This is a genomic window from Actinoplanes sp. NPDC049118 (assembly GCF_040648555.1).
Classification (GTDB): domain Bacteria; phylum Actinomycetota; class Actinomycetes; order Mycobacteriales; family Micromonosporaceae; genus Actinoplanes.
The window spans coordinates 335,928-354,240 of sequence record NZ_JBEZDY010000006.1 but is presented as its reverse complement, the minus strand read 5'-3'; the positions used below and the strand labels follow the sequence as shown (position 1 = coordinate 354,240).

Annotated in this window: 2 protein-coding genes (1 of these 2 running past the window's edge); both read right to left on the bottom strand. The window is 76.4% G+C overall.

Annotation, left to right across the window (positions count from 1 at the left end; translation table 11 throughout):
* Window positions 1–8,447, bottom strand: an 8,447-nt coding sequence (locus AB0B58_RS12130) for an SDR family NAD(P)-dependent oxidoreductase (protein WP_360221806.1), incomplete at its 3' end; no start/stop codon positions are given.
* A protein-coding gene (locus tag AB0B58_RS12125) for a type I polyketide synthase (RefSeq protein WP_360221803.1) crosses the window boundary here: on the bottom strand, window positions 8,444–18,313 show its end. Its footprint extends 17,142 nt past the window's final position; 9,870 of the gene's 27,012 nt are visible here — the last part of the coding sequence; its start codon lies beyond the right edge, outside the window; its stop codon occupies window positions 8,444–8,446. The genes AB0B58_RS12130 and AB0B58_RS12125, both read right to left, overlap by 4 nt.

The following is an 18,313-nucleotide window of genomic DNA, read 5'->3' as shown; positions in this document are numbered from 1 at the left end:
GCGGCCCGATCGGTGAGATCGCAGGCGACGACCCGGCCGGGAAGCAGATCGGCGCCGGGCGCGTCCGGACCGCGCCGGCTGACCAGGACCAGGTCGGCACCCTTCGCCGCCAGATGACGGGCCAGCTCGGACCCGAGACCGCCGGTGCCGCCGGTGATCAGGACCGTGCCGCGCGGCGCCCACCGGCCGGACCCGGGCGCGTCGGAGCGGGCCAGGCGCGGCACGAGGGTGACGCCGTCGCGGACCGCGAACTGTGCCTCGTCGTCCGGCACCGCGTCCAGCCCGGTGGCGGTGTCGACAAGCAGGAACCGGTCCGGGTGCTCGGACTGTGCGGCGCGGACCAGGCCCCAGACGGCGGCCGCCGCGACGTCGCGGACCGGGTCGTCGTCGCCGGTGCTGACCGCGCCGTCGGTGACGAAGGCGAGCCTGGCGTCGCCGAACCGGTCGGTGGCGAGCCACCGCTGCACCAGTTCCAGCGCGCGGGCGGTGAGCGCGTGCGCGGAGGCGGCCGCGTCGCCGGTGTCCCCGGTGACCGGCACGAGGACCAGGTCGACGTCGCCGGGCAGGTCGTCCAGGGTGGTCGCGAGGGTGACCCGTCGTCCGGCGGGTGCCGTGCCGGCGGCGTTCCAGCGCAGGTCGAGCAGGGATCCGCGCGTCGCCTCGGCGCCGGTGACGGCCGCGGGCTCCCGCAGGGTCACCGACTCGACGGTGAGCACCGGCGTGCCGGCCGGGTCGGCGGCGGCGATCCGGTAGCGGTTCGCGCCGCGCCTGGTCAGCGTGGCCGACAGCGTGGTGGCGCCGGTGGCGTGCAGGGTGACGCCGGTGAACTCGGCGGGCTCGAGGTCGGAGTCGAGCAGGGCGGTCAGCAGCTCCGGGTGCAGGCAGAAGTACCCGGCGTCGCCGGCCAGGCCGTCCGGCAGGGTCGCCTCGACCGGGTCCGGTCCGAGCTCGCCGGGTTCGCCGCCGTCCGGTGCGAGGGTGCCGCGGGCGTGCTCGACCCAGCCGTCGTCGCCGCGGGAGTGGACGGCGACCGGCCGGGCACCGTCGTCGCCGGGCTCGCCGACGCGGACCTGCAGCGCCACCGCGGACTGCTCGGTGAGCGCGAGCGGCGCGCCGATCTCGAGGCGCTCGACGCGGTCGCAGCCGACGTGGTCACCCGCCCGGAGGGCGAGCTCCAGCCAGGTGGCGCCGGGTACCGTCTCGTGCTCGGCGAGCCAGGGGTGCACCCGCAGCGAGAGCAGGCCGGTGAGGATGACCTCGTCCGCGCCGGCGACCGGTACCGCCGCGCCGAGCAGCGGGTGGTGCGCGGCGCTCTGGCCGACCGAGGCGACGTCGCCGCCGGTGGAGGCGGGGCGCGGCCAGTAGCGCTCGTGCTGGAACGCGTACGTCGGCAGGGCGATCCGGCGGGCGCCCGGATACCAGGGTGTCCAGTCGATGTCGACGCCGTTCACGTGCAGGGCGGCCGCGGCGGCCAGCATCGCGTCGGCCTCGTCGCGGTCGCGGCGCAGCGTCGGCACCACCAACTCCGCGTCGATCAACGCACTGAGCACCGAATCCGGACCCACCTCGACCACCACGTCCACACCCATCGCGGCCACACCGTCAGCGAAACGCACCGTCTCACGCACATGCCGCACCCAGTACTCCGGATCCGTCACCAGATCCGTCCCGGACACCGTGGAAACCATCGACATGACCGGCTCATGGAACGCCAACTCCCGCACCACCTCACGGAAGCCGTCCAACATCGGATCCATCAACGCCGAATGGAACGCATGACTGACCACCAACCGCCGGGACCGCTCGAACCCGGCCGCATACGCCAGAACCAGCTCCTCAGGGCCCGACAACACCACCGCGTCCCGACCGTTCACCGCCGCGATCGACACCCCCGCCGGCAGATCGAGCTCATCCTCCCCGGCCTGCACCGCCACCATCACCCCACCAGCGGGCAACGCCTGCATCAACCGGCCCCGCGCCGCAACCAACACGCACGCATCCTCCAGCGACAGGACCCCGGCCACATGCGCGGCCGCGATCTCACCCACCGAATGACCACCCACGACATCCGGGCGCACGCCCCAGGACTCCAAGAGCCGGTAGAGCGCGACCTCGACGGCGAAGATGGCCGGCTGAGCATTGCCCGTCTGATCCAGGTCGTCCCAGTCGACATCACCCAGATGCGCGGTCACCGCGTCGAACGCCGCAGCGAAGACCGGGAACCGCGCGTACAGGCCGCGGCCCATGCCGGCGCGCTGCGAACCCTGACCGGAGAACATCACCCCGACTGTGCGATCGGAGGCCACCCCGCGGACGACCGTGTCGCCGGCCAGCACCGCGCGGTGCGGGAGCGCGGCCCGGGTGGTGGCGAGCGAGTACCCGACGTCGGACGGCTCCCCGGCGGCGGCGCGCACGCGGGCGATCTGCGCGTCGAGGCCGGCCGCGCTGCGCGCCGAGACCGGCAGCGGGATCGGGCCGGGCACCGGCGGGGCGACCGGGGGTGCGACAGGTGCCGCCTGCTCGATGATCACGTGCGCGTTCGTGCCGGAGATGCCGAACGACGACACACCCGCACGCCACGGCCGGTCCACCACCGGCCACGGCAGCGGTTCGGTGACCAGCCGGACCGCACCGGCCGTCCAGTCCACGTGCGTCGACGGCCGGTCCACGTGCAACGTCTGCGGCACCACACCGTGGCGCATCGCCATCACCATCTTGATGACCCCGGCCACACCCGACGCCGCCTGCGTGTGCCCGATGTTCGACTTCAACGCGCCCAGCAGCAGCGGAACCTCCCGATCCCGGCCATACGTCGCCAGCAACGCCTGCGCCTCGATCGGATCACCCAGAGTCGTGCCCGTGCCGTGTGCCTCGACCACGTCCACCTCGGCGGCGGAGAGTCCCCCGCTCGCCAGCGCCTGCCGGATCACCCGCTGCTGAGAGGGCCCGTTGGGCGCGGTCAGGCCGTTGGAAGCGCCGTCGGAGTTGACCGCGGATCCGCGCACGACCGCGAGGATCTCGTGGCCGTTGGCCTGCGCGTCGGAGAGCCGCTCGACGACCAGCACGCCGACGCCCTCGGCCCAGCCGGTGCCGTCGGCCGCGTCCGCGAACGCCTTGCAGCGGCCGTCGGGTGCCAGGCCGCCCTGCTTGGTGAAGCCGGTGAAGCTGGTCGGCGTGGACATCACGGTGACGCCACCGGTCAGGGCCAGGTCGCACTCCCCCGCGCGCAGCGCCTGCGCGGCCAGGTGCAGCGCGACAAGCGACGAGGAGCACGCCGTGTCCACGGTGACCGCCGGGCCCTCCAGGCCGAGCGTGTACGAGATCCGGCCCGAGATGACGCTGGTGGCCAGGCCGGTGCTGGCGTGGCCCTCGACGTCCTCCCGCGAGTTCATCACCAGCTGCGTGTAGTCCTGGCCGCCCGCGCCGACGAAGACGCCGGTGCGGCTGCCGGCGAGGCGTTCCGGGTCGATGCCGGCCCGCTCGACGGCCTCCCAGCTCGTCTCCAGCAGGAGCCGCTGCTGCGGGTCCATGGCGAGCGCCTCCCGCGGGGAGACGCCGAAGAAGCCGGCGTCGAAGTCGCCGACGGCGCGCAGGAATCCGCCGTACCGGGTGGCGCTCGTGCTGCGCCGGTCCGGGCCGGTGGCGAACAGCGACCGCAGGTCCCAGCCGCGGTCCTCGGGGAACCCGGTGATCCCGTCGCGGCCGCCGGCGACCAGGTCCCACAGCTCGTCCGGCGAGGCGACGCCGCCGGGCAGCCGGCAGGCCATGCCGACGATGACGACCGGGTCGTCGCCGGCGCCGGCGCGGACCGTGGCGGGCTCGTCGGCGTGCTCGTCCAGGAGGTCCGCGACGATCCGGCCGGCCAGCGCGGCCGGGGTCGGGTGGTCGAAGACCATGGTGGCCGGCAGGCGCAGGCCGGTCACGGCGGCCAGCCTGTTGCGCAGCTCGACCGCGGTCAGCGAGTCGAAGCCGAGGTCACGGAACTCGCGCCGGGCGTCGACCGCGGACGCGGAGGCGTGGCCGAGCACCGCCGCCGCCTCGGTGCGGACCAGGTCGGTGACGAACCGCTGCCGCTCACCGGGTTTCCGGGCGAGCAGCCGCCCGGCGAGCGCGGCGAGGGCCGCGTCGCCGCCGGGACCGGCGGCGGCGACCCGCCGGCCGGCCCGGATCAGGCTGCGCAGCACCGGCGGCACGATCGGCATCGGCGCGCCGGACGACGGCATGCTGACCGGCATCAGGTACGACTCGTCGACGGCGACGGCCGCGTCGAACAAGGCGAGTCCCTGCTCGACCGTGAGCGGCGGCATGCCGGCCGCGGAGATGCGGCGCAGCTCCGCGTCGCCCAGGGTCGCCGTCATGCCGGCGCCGGATGCCCAGGCCGGCCACGCGAGGGACTGCGCGGGCAGGCCGCGGGACCTCCGGTACCCGGCGAGCGCGTCCAGGAAGACGTTGCCCGCCGCGTAGTTGGCCTGCCCGGCGCTGCCCATCACGCCGGAGGTGGAGGAGAACAGCACGAACGCGTCCAGGTTCGCGGTGGCCGCGTGCAGGTTCCAGGCGGCGTCGACCTTCGGCGCGAGAACCGCGTCGAGGCGCTCGGGGGTCAGCGCGGTGACGACGCCGTCGTCCAGGACGCCGGCGGTGTGTATGACCGCGCTCAGCTGCGGGATGCCCGCCACCAGGGCGTCGACCGCGGCCCGGTCGGTCAGGTCGCAGGCGACGACCCGGCCCGGGAGCCGGTCCGCGCCGGGAGCGTCGGGACCGCGGCGGCTGACCAGGACCAGGTCGGCACCCTTCGCGGCCAGGTGCCGGGCCAGCTCCGAGCCGAGGCCTCCGGTGCCGCCGGTGATCAGCACCGTCCCGCGCGGCGTCCACGGTTCGGCGCCCGTCGCGTCGGCACGGGCGAGCCGCGGCACCAGGACCCGGCCGTCGCGGACCCGGAACTCGGTGTCGCCGGCGGCCAGGAAGCCCGCGAGCGGCGGCAGCTCGCCGTCCGTGTCGGCCAGCACGAACCGGCCCGGGTGCTCCGCCCCGGCGGAGCGGACCAGGCCGTGCACCGCGGCGGCGGCCAGGTCGCCGGCGCGGGTGACGATCAGCAGGCGACCGTCGCGCTCCTCGCTCAGCCACTTCTGGACCGTCGCGAGCGCGGCGGCGGTGAGGCGGCGGGTCTCGGCGGGAACGTCGTCGCCCTCGGACGCGAAGGTCGCCGCGACGAGCGTGACCTCCGGGCCCTCGACGGGCTCGGCGGCGACCCAGTCCAGGCGCAGCAGCGAACCGGTCGCCTTCGCGGCGCCGGCGGGCGCCCCGAGGGTGACACCGCGCGCGGTGAGCACGGGCTCGCCGGCCGGGTCGACGGCGGCGATCTCCACGGTGTCGTCGCCGGTCGGGGTGATCCTTGCGTGGATCGTGGTGGCGGCCGAGGCGTGCAGCGTGACATCGCGCCAGGCGATCGGCCGCCGGTCGCCGGCGAAGAGCCGGTCGAGCAGGTCGGGGCTGACGCCGTACGCGCCGGGCTCCGCGACGGTGAACTCGGCGGTGTCGTCGCCGGCCGGCAGGGCGCCGGTGCGGTGGTCGTCCAGGGTGCCGTGCGCGTTGCGGACCCACTCGCCGCCGGCCACCCGCGACGAGCAGGTGATCGTCCGGCTGCCGTCGACGGCCGCGCCGACGTGGACCTGGATCGCGGCCGGCCCGTCCAGCGCGGCGGTGATCTCGAGGTCGCGCACGTGCGGCATGCCGACCTCGTCGCCGGCCCGGAAGGCGAGCTCCAGCCAGGCGGTGTCGCTCAGGGCGGGTACCAGGCCGGTGAGGACCGTCTCGTCGGTGCCGGCCAGGGCGACCGCGGCGCTGAGCAGCGGGTGCCGGGCGGCGACGAGCCCGGCCGAGGCCACGTCGGCGGCGCCCGCCGGTGCGGGCCAGTAGTGCTCGTGCTGGAACGCGTACGTCGGCAGGGTGACCCGGTGGCCGCCGGCGAACCAGGCGCTCAGGTCCACCGGGACGCCCGCGGTCCAGAGCCGCCCGATCGCGATCGCGGCGGCGGTCTGCTCGTCGCGGTCGCGGCGCAGGGTCGGCACCACGACGTCGGCCTCGATCAGCGAGGCGAGCACCGAGTCGGGCCCGGCCTCGACGAAGGTGTCGACACCCGCCGCGCGCATCGCCTCGATGCCGTCGGCGAAGCGGACCGTCTCGCGGACGTGCCGCACCCAGTAACCCGGGTCGGTGAACAGGTCGGTCTCGACCCGCCCGGTGACGTTCGAGACCAGCGGCGTGGCCGGCGGGTGGAACGCGATCCCGGCGAGGGCGGCGCGGAAGTCCGCCAGCATCGGATCCATCAGCGCGGAGTGGAACGCGTGGCTGACGTTGAGGCGCCGGGTGCGCCCGAAACGGGACGCCGCGGCCGCCACCGCGGCCTCCGTACCGGAAAGGACGACGGAGTCGGGGCCGTTGATCGCCGCGACCGAGACGCCGTCGGCGGGCTCCACCGCCGACGGGTGCGCCCGCACGGCGATCATCGCACCGCCCGCGGGCAGCGCGGCCATCAGCCGGGCGCGCGCGGTGACCAGCGCACACGCATCCTGCAGGGAAAGCACCCCGGCGACGTGCGCGGCGGTGATCTCGCCGACGGAGTGTCCGCCGAGGATCGCCGGACGCACGCCCCACGACTCGAGGAGGCGGTACAGGGCGACTTCGACGGCGAAGATGGCCGGCTGGGCGTTGCCCGTCTGATCGAGGTCGTCCCAGTCGACGTTCAGGTGGGCGGTCGCCGCGTCGAAGGCGTCCCGGAAGACCGGGAACCGCTCGTACAGGCCGCGGCCCATCCCGGCGTGCTGCGAGCCCTGTCCGGAGAAGACCACGCCGACGGTGCGGGCGGCGGCCTCGCCGCGGACGACCGCGTCGCCGATCAGCGCGGCCCGGTACGGGAACGCGGTACGCCGGCCGAGCGAGAAGCCCACGTCCACCGGGGAGGCGTCGGCGGCGCGCACGGCCGCGATCTGCGCCTCGAGGGCGGCCCCGGTGCGCGCGGACACCGGCAGCGGAACGATCGCCGGCGCCGACGGCTCCGACGTCTCGGCGCTCACCTGCTCGACGATGACGTGCGCGTTGGTGCCGCTGATGCCGAACGACGAGACACCCGCCCGCCACGGCCGGTCGTGCCGGGGCAGCGGCGTCGCGCCGGTGGCCAGCCGCACCGCGCCGGACGCCCAGTTCACCCGGGACGACGGCTGCGCCGCGTGCAGGGTCGCCGGCACCACGCCGTGCCGCAGGGCGAGCACCATCTTGATCACGCCGGCGACGCCGGCCGCCGCCTGGGTGTGCCCGATGTTCGACTTGATCGAGCCGAGCAGCAGCGGCACCTCCCGGTTCTGGCCATACGCGGCCAGCACCGCGTTCGCCTCGATCGGATCGCCGAGCGGGGTACCGGTGCCGTGCCCCTCGACCACGTCCACGTCGGCCGGCCGCAGCCCGGCGCTGCGCAGCGCCTGCTGGATCGCGCGCTGCTGCGCGGGCCCGTTCGGCGCGGTGAACCCGTTGGAGGCGCCGTCGGAGTTGACCGCCGATCCGCGGATCACCGCGAGGACCTCGTGCCCGTTGTGCTCGGCGTCGGAGAGCCGCTCCAGCACCAGCAGGCCGACTCCCTCGGCCCAGCCGGTGCCGTCCGCGCCGTCCGCGTAGGCCTTGCAGCGCCCGTCGCGGGCCAGGCCGCCCTGCCGGCTGAACTCCATCAGGGAGCCCGGGGTCGACATCACGTTCACGCCGCCGGCCAGGGCCAGGGTGCACTCGGAGTTGCGCAGCGCCTGCGCGGCCAGGTGCAGCGCGACCAGCGACGACGAGCACGCCGTGTCCACGGTCAGCGACGGCCCCTCCAGGCCCAGGGTGTAGGACACCCGGCCGGAGACCGCGCCGGCCGCGATGCCGGTTCCGATGTCGCCGGTGGCGTCGCCGACGTCGCGGACCAGCAGGTACGCGTAGTCCTGCCCATTGGTGCCCACGTAGACACCGGTCGGGCTGCGCCGCAACGACGCCGGGTCGATGCCGGCCGACTCGAGGGCCTCCCAGGAGGTCTCCAGCAGCAGCCGCTGCTGGGGGTCCATGGTGACCGCCTCGCGCGGCGAGATGCCGAAGAACCCGGCGTCGAAGCCGGACACGCCGTCCAGGAAGCCGCCCTCCTGGCTGACCTGCGTGCCGCGGGCGTCCACCCCCGCCTCGCGCAGGGCGTCCAGGTCCCAGCCGCGGTCGGCCGGGAACCCGCCGATGGCGTCGCCGCCGTCGATCAGCAGCCGCCACAGGTCCTCGGGCGACCGGACCCCGCCCGGGTACCGGCAGCTCATCCCGACGATCGCGATCGGCTCGGTGCGGTCGGCGACCAGCTGCTGGTTCTGCCGGCGCAGCCGCTCGGCCTCCTTGACCGACGCGCGCAGCGCCTCGACGACCCGGTCACTGGGCGAGGTCATGCGTCTCCCTGCTCCTTGAGCGCCGCCTGGACGAGACCGTCGACGTCCATCGCGTCGATCGAGTCGTCGTCGAGGGACGCCGCTGCGTTGGCGGTGCGGCCGGCCAGCCTCATCAGCGGCTCGAGGACGCCGATCTCGCGCAGCCGGTCCAGCGGGACGGTGGCGAGCACGGCCCGGAGCGCGGACTCGTCGTCGCCGGCCGGCGGGCCCGCGAACAACGACTCGAGGACGTGCTCCGCGAGCGCGGCCGGCGTGGGGTGGTCGAAGACCAGCGTGGACGGCAGGTCCAGCCCGGTCGCCGCGTTCAGCTGGTTGCGCAGCTCGACCGCGCTGAGCGAGTCCAGGCCGTAGTCCCGGAACGCCTTCTCCTCGCCGACCGCGGTGACGTCGGACAGGCCGAGCGTCTCGGCGGCGAGCCGGCGGACCAGGCCGACCACCTCGGCGGGCCGTTCCCCGGCCGGCAGCGCGGCCAGCCGGGCCGTCAGGTCGGCGCCGGCGGCGACGACCGCGGCGTCGGCGGCGGTCACGGCGTCGTAGCCGGGCAGCTCTACCAGCAGCCGGGTCGGCCGGGCCGCGGTGAAGGCCCGGATGAACGGCTGCGGGTCGACGTCGGCGACCAACGCGACCGGTTCGGGCGCGAGCACGACCTGGCGCAGCGCGGTGACCGCGAGGTCCGGGTCGAGCGGCCTGATGCCGGTGCGCCGGGCCGCCACCGCCGCGCGGGTGTCCGCGGCCATCCCGCCGCCGGCCCAGGCGCCCCAGGCCACCGAGGTGGCCGGGAGGCCGCGGCCGCGCCGTTGCTCGGCGAGCGCGTCCAGCACGGCGTTGGCGGCGGCGTAGTTGGCCTGGCCGGGGTTGCCGACCGCGGCGGACGCCGAGGAGAACAGCGCGAACACGGCCAGGTCGAGGCCGGCGGTGAGCTCGTCGAGCAGCAACGCCGGGGTGACCTTGGCCCGGAACACCGTCGCGAACTGTGCCGCGGTGAGCCCGTCGAGGACGCCGTCGTCCACCACCCCCGCGGCGTGTACGACCGCGGTCAGGTCCGGGATGGCGTCGATCACCGCGGCCAGTCCGGCCCGGTCGGCCGCGTCGCAGGCCGTGATCGTGACCCGCTCGCCCAGCTCGGCGGCGAGCTCGGCCGCGCCGGGCGCGTCCGGGCCGCCGCGGCTGAGCAGCACCAGGTGCCGGGCGCCGGCCGCGGCGAGCCGCCGGGCGACCCGGGCACCGAGGGCGCCGGTGCCGCCGGTGATCAGGACCGTGCCGTCCGGGTCCCACTCGCGGGCCGGGCGTTCCGGCACCGCGGCGAGGCGGCGGCCGAAGACCGCGGCGGACCGGACGGCGACCTGGTCCTCGCCCTGCGGGTCGGCCAGCACCGCGGCGAGGCGGTTGGCCGCGCCGGCGTCGAGCGTCTCCGGCAGGTCGATCAGGCCGCCCCAGCGCTGCGGGTGCTCCAGCGCGGCGACGCGACCGAGACCGTGCACGCCGGCCTGAAGCGCGCCGGGCACCGGCTCGCCCGGGTGTACGGCGACCGCGGCGCGCGTGGCGCACCACAGCGGCGCGGTGACGCCCGCGTCGCCGAGCGCCTGCAGCAGCGCGGCGGTCAGCAGGACGCCGGCCGGGACGCCGCCGGTGCGGTCCTCGGCGAGGGCCAGCAGCGACAGCACGCCGGCGACGTCGCGGCCGCCGATGTGCTCGCGCAGCCGCGCCGCGATGCCGTCCCGCTCCGCGGCGCCGATCTCGACGCAGGTCGCGCCGGCGCCGAGCGCGGCGACCACGCCGGCGACCCACGCCTCGGCGCCGGTGCCGGCCGGGATGACCACGATCCAGGTGGCGGTCGGCGGGCCGCCGGCCGCCCGGTTCAGCGGCCGCCAGGCGATCTGCTGCCGCCAGCCGTCCATGGTGGACTGGGTGGCGCGGCGGCGGCGCCAGTCCGACAGCGCCGGCAGGACCCGGGCGAGCGAGTCGCCGTCCACGCCGAGGGTGCCGGTGAGCGCGTCGAAGTCCTCGTTCTGCACGACCGACCAGAACTCGGCGTCGGCCGCGTCGACCGCCTTCGCCGCCGGGCGCGGCTCGGGCCAGAACCGCCGGCGCCGGAAGGCGTAGGTCGGCGCGTCGGCGCGCCGGGCGGCGGTGCCGGCGAAGAACGCCGCCCAGTCCGGCGTGGTGCCGGCGGCGTGCAGCGCGGCCAGGGCGTGCACCAGGGCGGCCTCGTCACCGCGGTCCTTGCGGAGCACCGGCACGATGACCGCGTCCGGCGCGCTGTCCCGGGCCATCGCGCTGAGCACGCCGTCCGGGCCGATCTCGACGAACGTGGTGACGCCGAGCGAGGTCAGCGCGCCGACCGCGGCGGCGAAGCGCACCGTCTCGCGGACGTGCCGCACCCAGTACGCCGGGTCGGCGACGAGAGCGGCGTCGGCCACGTCGCCGGTCAGGCCGGAGACGAGCGGAATCGCCGGTGCGGCGTACGACACGGTGGCGGCGACCCGGCCGAACTCCTCGAGCATGGCGTCCATATGAGCCGAGTGAAATGCATGGCTGACCCGCAAATGCCTAGTCTTGCGCCCGTCGGCGGAGAATCCGGCCGCGATGGCGTCCACCTCGGCGGCGTCACCGGCGATGACGACGGCGCCGGGGCCGTTGACCGCGGCGATCGCCACGCCCGGGGTGAGCCGGGCGCCGGCCTCCCGCTCGGTCGCCTCGAGGGCCGCCATCGCCCCGCCCGGCGGCAGGGCCTGCATGAGCCGGGCCCGCGCCGAGACCAGCCGCACCGCGTCGTCCAGGGAGAAGACGCCGGCCACGTGCGCGGCGGCCAGCTCGCCGATCGAGTGCCCGGCGAGGTGGTCCGGCCGTACGCCGAGGGACTCGACCAGGCGGAACAGCGCCACCTCGACGGCGAACAGGGCGGGCTGGGTCCAGCCGGTCTCGTCCAGGGCCTCCGCGTCGTCGCCCCAGACCACCTCGCGCAGCCCGTCGAAGTGCGCGCACACCTCGTCGAACGCCGCGGCGAACACCGGGAACCGCCCGTACAGCTCGCGGCCCATCCCCAGACGCTGCGCGCCCTGCCCGGAGAACAGGAACGCGGTGCCGCCGGGCCTGGCGGTGCCGCGCACGACGCGGGCGGACGGCGTGCCGTCGATCAGCGCGGCCAGGCCGTCGTGCAGTTCGCCGGCGGTGGCGGCGAGGACGACGGCGCGGTGCTCGAAGTGCGTGCGGGCGCTGAGCGTGCGGGCCAGGTCGGCCGGTGCGATGCCGGTGTCGAGCAGGCGGCGGGCCTGATCGGCGACGGCCTCCCGGACCGGCGCGGAGATCGGCACCGCGACGACCGGCGGCGTGCCTGCCCCGGTCGTCTCCGGCTCCTCGGCGGGTTGTTCGAGGATGACGTGCGCGTTGGTGCCGCTGGCGCCGAACGCCGAGATGCCGGAGCGCCGCGGCCGGTCCACCGCGGGCCAGGCCGTGGCCGCGGAGAGCAGCGACACCGCGCCCGCGGTCCAGTCGACGTGTGCCGAGGGGCGGTCCAGGTGGAGCGTTCTCGGCAGCGTTCCGTGCCGCATCGCCATGATCATCTTGATCACGCCGGCCACGCCGGACGCGGCCTGGGTGTGCCCGATGTTCGACTTCAGCGCGCCCAGCAGCAGCGGGGTCTCCCGGTCGCGGCCGTACGTGGCGAGCAGCGCCTGCGCCTCGATCGGATCGCCGAGCGAGGTGCCGGTGCCGTGCGCCTCCACCGCGTCCACGTCGGCGGCGCGCAGCCCCGCCTGCGCCAGCGCGCGCCGGATGACCCGCTGCTGCGACGGCCCGTTCGGCGCGGTGATCCCGTTGGAGGCGCCGTCGGAGTTGACCGCCGATCCGCGCAGCACGGCGAGCACGGTGTGGCCGCGGGTCCTCGCGTCGGACAACCGCTCGACCACGAGCATGCCGACCCCCTCGGACCAGCCGGTGCCGCCCGCGGAGTCGGAGAACGCCCGGCAGCGGCCGTCGGTGGCGAGCGCGCCCATCTCGCCGAACTCGACGAAGCCCACCGGGGTCGACATCACGGTGACGCCGCCGGCCAGCGCGATCGAGCATTCGCCGGCCCGCAGCGCCTGCGCGGCCAGGTGCAGCGCGACCAGCGACGAGGAGCAGGCGGTGTCCACGGTGACCGACGGCCCTTCCAGGCCGAGCGTGTAGGAGACCCGGCCGGCGAGCAGGCTGGCCGACTGCGCCGTCTCGACATGGCCGACGTGGCCGAGGTCGGGACGGTAGTCGCCGCTGCCGCCGCCGACGAAGACGCCGGCGTCGCCGCCGCGCAGCCCGGCCGGGTCGATGCCGGCCCGCTCGAGGGCCTCCCACGACGCCTCGAGCAGGATCCGCTGCTGCGGGTCCAGGACGATCGCCTCGCGCGGCGAGATGCCGAAGAACTCCGGGTCGAAGTCGGCGACGTCGTAGAGGAATCCGCCGTTGCGGGTGACGCTGCGGCCCCGGCCGTCGGCGTCGCCGTGTGCGAGCCGGTCCAGGTCCCAGCCGCGGTCGGTCGGGAAGTCACCGATCGCGTCGACCTCGTCGAGCATCAGCCGCCAGAGGTCCTCGGGCGAGCGGACGTCGCCCGGGTACCGGCAGGCCATGCCGACGACGACGATCGGGTCGCCGGCGACGCCCGGCGCCGGGGCCGGGGTCGCCACGTCGGCGTCCCCGGCGAGCTCGGCGCGCAGGAACCCGGCCAGGGCCTGCGGTGTCGGGTAGTCGAAGACCAGCGTGGCGGGCAGGGCCAGCCCGGTCGCGGCGGCCAGCTGATTGCGCAGGTCCACCGCGGTCAGCGAGTCGAAGCCCAGGTCGCGGAACGGCTGGTCGGCCGGCACGGCGTCCGGGTCCGGGTGGCCGAGCACGGCGGCGGCCTCGGCGCGCACCAGGGCGAGCAGCCGCGCGGTGTCGAGCCGCGCGACCGCCGCCGCTCCGATCGCGGGTGCGGGCTTCGCCACCCGGGCCTCGGGCAGGTCGGCGAAGAGCCGCGCGGGCCGGGTACGGGTGAAGGCCGGCGCGAACCGCTCCCACACCACGTCCGCGACGGTGACCGACTCCCCGGCCGAGCGGGCGAGCGCGGTCAGCGCCTTGGCCGGGTCCATCGCCGGCAGGCCGTTGACGCGCAGATGCGCGGCGAGGTCGTCCGAGCCGGCCCCGGCCCAGGCGCCCCAGGACACCGCGATGGCGTGCGGGTGCCCGGCGGCGACCGCGTCGACGTAGGCGCCGGCGGCCGCCGGGCCGGGCTGGCCCGCGATGCCCCAGACACCGGCTATGGAGGCGAACAGGATGACCCGCTCCGCGGCGTGCAGGACGCCGTCGAGCTGGCCGCGCAGGGCGCCGACGACGGCGGCCGGGTCGTCGCCGTGGGCGCCGCCCTCGGCCACGAAGAGCACGGCGTCCGGCGCGAGGCCGTCCAGCGAGGGTGCGACGGTGAGCTCGACGCCCGCCGCGGCCAGGTCGGCGCGCAGCGCCTCGTCGTCGCCCTCGCCGACGATGACGACGTGGTCCGCGCCGTGCGCGGCGAGCCACCGGGCGGCGGGCACCCCGAAACCGGACAGGCCGCCGGTGACCGCGACCGTGCCGGCCGGCCGCCACGCGGGTCCGTCGGCGGCATCGCGGACCAGGCGGCGGGCGTACACGCCCGAGGCGCGGACCGCGATCTGGTCCTCGTCGCCGAGGACCAGCCGGGCCAGGGTCCGCTCGTCCAGGGTCTCGGGCAGGTCGATGAGGCCACCCCAGTTGGCCGGGTGGTCCAGGGCGGTGACCCGGCCGACACCCCAGATCGCGGCCTGTCCGGGGTCGGCGGCCGGCTCGCCACGGCCGACCGAGACGCCGCCGCGGGTCACACACCAGAGCGGCGCGGTGACGCCGGCCCGGTCGAGCGTCGCGGCAAGCTCGTGCGGCCAGCCGGCCAGGACGGACACGACCTGGTCGTGGTGGCCGGCCGGCAGCGGCGCGCCCGCGGTGACGGCGTCGCCGCCGAGGGCCGCGGCGACCGCGGCGACCCAGGGGTCGTCGCCGCCGGGGACGATGACCAGCCGCCGGCCGGGCGTCGCGGCCGGGGTGACCGGGCGCCAGGTGATCCGGTAGCGCCACGCCGGCTCGTCGTGGCGGTCCCGCCAGGCGGTCAGCGCGGCCAGGTCGCCGCCGTCCACGGCGGCCCAGAATTCGGCGTCCGGGCCGGGCCGGGCGGCCGGGGCCGGCTCGGGCCAGTAGCGCTCGCGCTGGAACGCGTAGGTAGGCAGCGGGACGCGCCGCGCGCCCGTCCCGGCGAACAGCGCCGGCCAGTCCACGCCGACGCCGGCCACGTGCAGCCGGGCCAGCGCGGTGACGAGCGCGGTCTCGTCGTCGCGGTCGCGCCGCAGCGTCGGCACGACCAGGTCGGTGTCGTCGCCGATCTGCGAGGCCAGCACGCTGTCCGGGCCGACCTCGACGAAGGCGTCGACGCCAAGCCCCCGCATGGCCTGCACGGCATCGGCGAAGCGGACCGTCTCGCGGACGTGGCGCACCCAGTACGCCGGTTCGGTGAACAGGTCCGTCTCGACCCGCCCGGTGACGCCCGAGACGAGCGGCACGGCGGGCCGGTTCAGCGTCAGCCCCGCCACCACCTCGCCGAACCCGGCAAGCATCGGATCCATCAGCGCCGAGTGGAACGCGTGGCTGACCGCGAGCTTCCGGGTGCGTTCGAAGCGCGACGCCAGCGCCATGACCGGCTCGTCGAGACCGGACAACACCACCGAGTCCGGGCCGTTCACCGCCGCGATCGACACACCGTCGGTCACCACGACGTCCGACTCCGCGGCCTGTACCGCGACCATCACCCCGCCGGCGGGCAACGCCTGCATCAGCCGCCCGCGCGCCGCGACCATCGCGCACGCGTCCTGCAGGGACAGGACCCCGGCGACATGCGCGGCCGCGATCTCACCCACCGAATGCCCACCCACGACCTCCGGGCGCACACCCCACGACTCCAGCAGCCGGTACAGCGCCACCTCGACCGCGAAGATCGCCGGCTGGGCGTTGCCCGTCTGATCCAGGTCGTCCCAGTCGACATCACCCAGGTGCGCGGTCACCGCGTCGAACGCCGCCGCGAACACCGGGAACCGCGCATACAGACCGCGGCCCATGCCGGCGCGCTGCGAACCCTGACCGGAGAAGAGGATGCCGACGGCGTGGTCGGCGGCGGTGCCGCGCACGACGGTGTCGCCGATCAGCACCGCCCGCCGCGCGAACGCGGCCCGGTCCAGCAGCGAGTACCCGACGTCCACCGGGGACAGGCCCGCCGCGGCCGCGCGGATCCGCTCGATCTGCGCCTCCAGCGCGGCGTCGCCGCGCCCGGAGACGAGCCACGGCACCAGCGCCGGCGTGACCGTCGCCGGCGGCGCGGCGCCGATCGCGGTGCCCTGCTCGAGGATGACGTGCGCGTTGGTGCCGCTGACCCCGAACGCGGACACGCCGGCCCGGCGCGGGTGGCCGGACTCGGGCCAGTCGCGCGCCCGGTCGACGAGTTCGAGCGCGCCGGAGGACCAGTCGACGCGGCGGGAGGCGGTGTCCGCGTGCAGCGTCCTCGGCATGGTGCCGTGCCGCATCGCCATGACCATCTTGATGATCCCGGCCATGCCGGCCGCGGCCTGGGTGTGGCCCAGGTTGGACTTGACCGAGCCGAGCAGCAACGGCGCCCGCCGGTCCCGGCCGTACGCGGCGATCAGCGCGCCGGCCTCGATCGGGTCGCCGAGCGTGGTGCCGGTGCCGTGCGCCTCGACCGCGTCCACGTCGGCGGGTGCCAGGCGGGCGGCGGCCAGCGCGGCGCGGATGACCCGCTGCTGTGCGCGCCCGCTCGGGGCGGTGAGGCCGTTGGAGGCCCCGTCGGAGTTGACCGCGGTGCCGCGGACCACGCCGAGGATCTCGTGCCCGTGGCGGATCGCGTCCGAGCGGCGCTCCAGGACGATGACGCCGGCCCCCTCGGACCAGGCGGTGCCGTCCGCGCCGTCGCCGAACGCCTTGCAGCGGCCGTCGGGTGCGAGGCCGCCCTGCGCGCTGAACTCGACGAAGGCGTCCGGGCTGGACATCACCGACGCGCCGCCGGCCAGCGCCAGGGTGCACTCGCCGGCGCGCAGCGCCTGCACCGCCAGGTGCAGCGCGACCAGCGACGAGGAGCAGGCGGTGTCGACGGTGACGGCCGGTCCCTCCAGCCCGAGCGTGTAGGAGACCCGGCCGGACATCACGCTGGCGGTGTTGCCGGTGGCCACGTGGCCCCGCACGTCGGCGGTGCCCCGGCGCAGCATCGTCAGGTAGTCCTGGCCGTTGGTGCCGACGAAGACGCCGGTGGCCGAGCCGCGCAGCCCGGTCGGGTCGATGCCGGCCCGCTCGAGCGCCTCCCAGCTGGTCTCCAGCAGCAGCCGCTGCTGCGGGTCCATGGCCATCGCCTCGCGCGGCGAGATGCCGAAGAACGGCGCGTCGAACCGGCCGGCCCCGTCCAGGAAGCCGCCTTCCGCGGTGGCGGACGCGCCCCGGGCGAGGGCGTCGGAATCCCAGCCGCGGTCGGCGGGGAAGCCCGCGATGGCGTCGGCGCCGTCGGCGAGCAGCCGCCACAGGTCCTCGGGCGTCTCCACGCCGCCGGGGAACCGGCAGCCCATGCCGACGATGACGATCGCGTCGTCGGTGACGTCCACGGCGGCGACCGCGGGCGCCTCGACGTCGGCGAGCGTTCCGGAGAGCCGGGCGAGCAGGTGGTCGGCCAGGTCCGTCGGGGTCGGATGGTCGAAGACAAGCGTGGCGGGCAGGGTCAGCCCGGTCGCGGCGGCCAGGCTGTTGCGCAGCTCCAGGATGGTCAGCGAGTCGAAACCCAGGTCGGAGAAGGCCTGGTCGGTGCCGACACCGCTGCGGTCGGGGTGGCCGAGCACCGCGGCCGCGCTGGCGCGTACCAGGTCGAGCACGGAGCGGGCCCGGGCCTGGTCGGAGAGGCCCGCCAGCCGGTCCCGCAGCTCGGCGCTGCCCGCGGGCGCGGCGGTCGCGGCCCGACGGACCTCCGGCAGGTCGGCGAGCAGCGCGCCGGGGAAGACCGCCGCGTACCGCTGCCAGTCCACGTCGGCCACGGTGACGGCGACGTCCTCGCGCTCGACGGCCTGCTCGAGCGCCGCGACGGCCAGCCCGGGCGGCATCGGCGCGAATCCGCCGCGCCTGACGCGCTCCTCCACCTCGGCGCCGGCGGCCATGCCGGCCTCGGCCCACGGACCCCAGGCCACCGCGGTCGCCGGCAGACCCAGCGAGCGACGGTACGCGGCGAACGCGTCCAGCCAGGCGTTGGCGGCCGCGTAGTTGCCCTGCCCGGCCGCGCCGAGCACCCCGGCGGTCGACGAGAACAGCACGAACGCGGTCGCCTCGGTGGCCAGCTCGTGCAGGTTGCGGGCGGCGTCGACCTTGGCACGCCACACCGCGGCGAAGCGGTCCGGGGTGAGCGCGGCGACCACGCCGTCGTCGACCACGCCCGCGGCGTGGAAGACGCCGGTGACGGTGTGGCCGTCGAGGACGGCGGCCAGCGCGTCGCGGTCGGCCGCGTCGCACGCCACGATGGTCGCCCGCGGGCCCAGCTCGGCGGCCAGCTCGGCGGCGCCCGGCGCCTGCGGGCCGCCGCGGCTGAGCAGCAGCAGGTGCCCGGCGCCGCGGGCGGCCAGGCGGCGCGCCACGTGCGCGCCGATGCCCCCGGTGCCGCCGGTGATCAGGGTGGTGCCGCCGGTCAGGTCGAGCGGCCCGGACGCGGCCGCGCCGCCGGCCGGGGCGTGCACGAGCCGCCGGGCGTAGCTCGCGTTGGTCCGGACGGCCAGCTCGCCGCCGGCGAAGCTGAGCCGGCCGGCCGCCGCCGGGTCGAG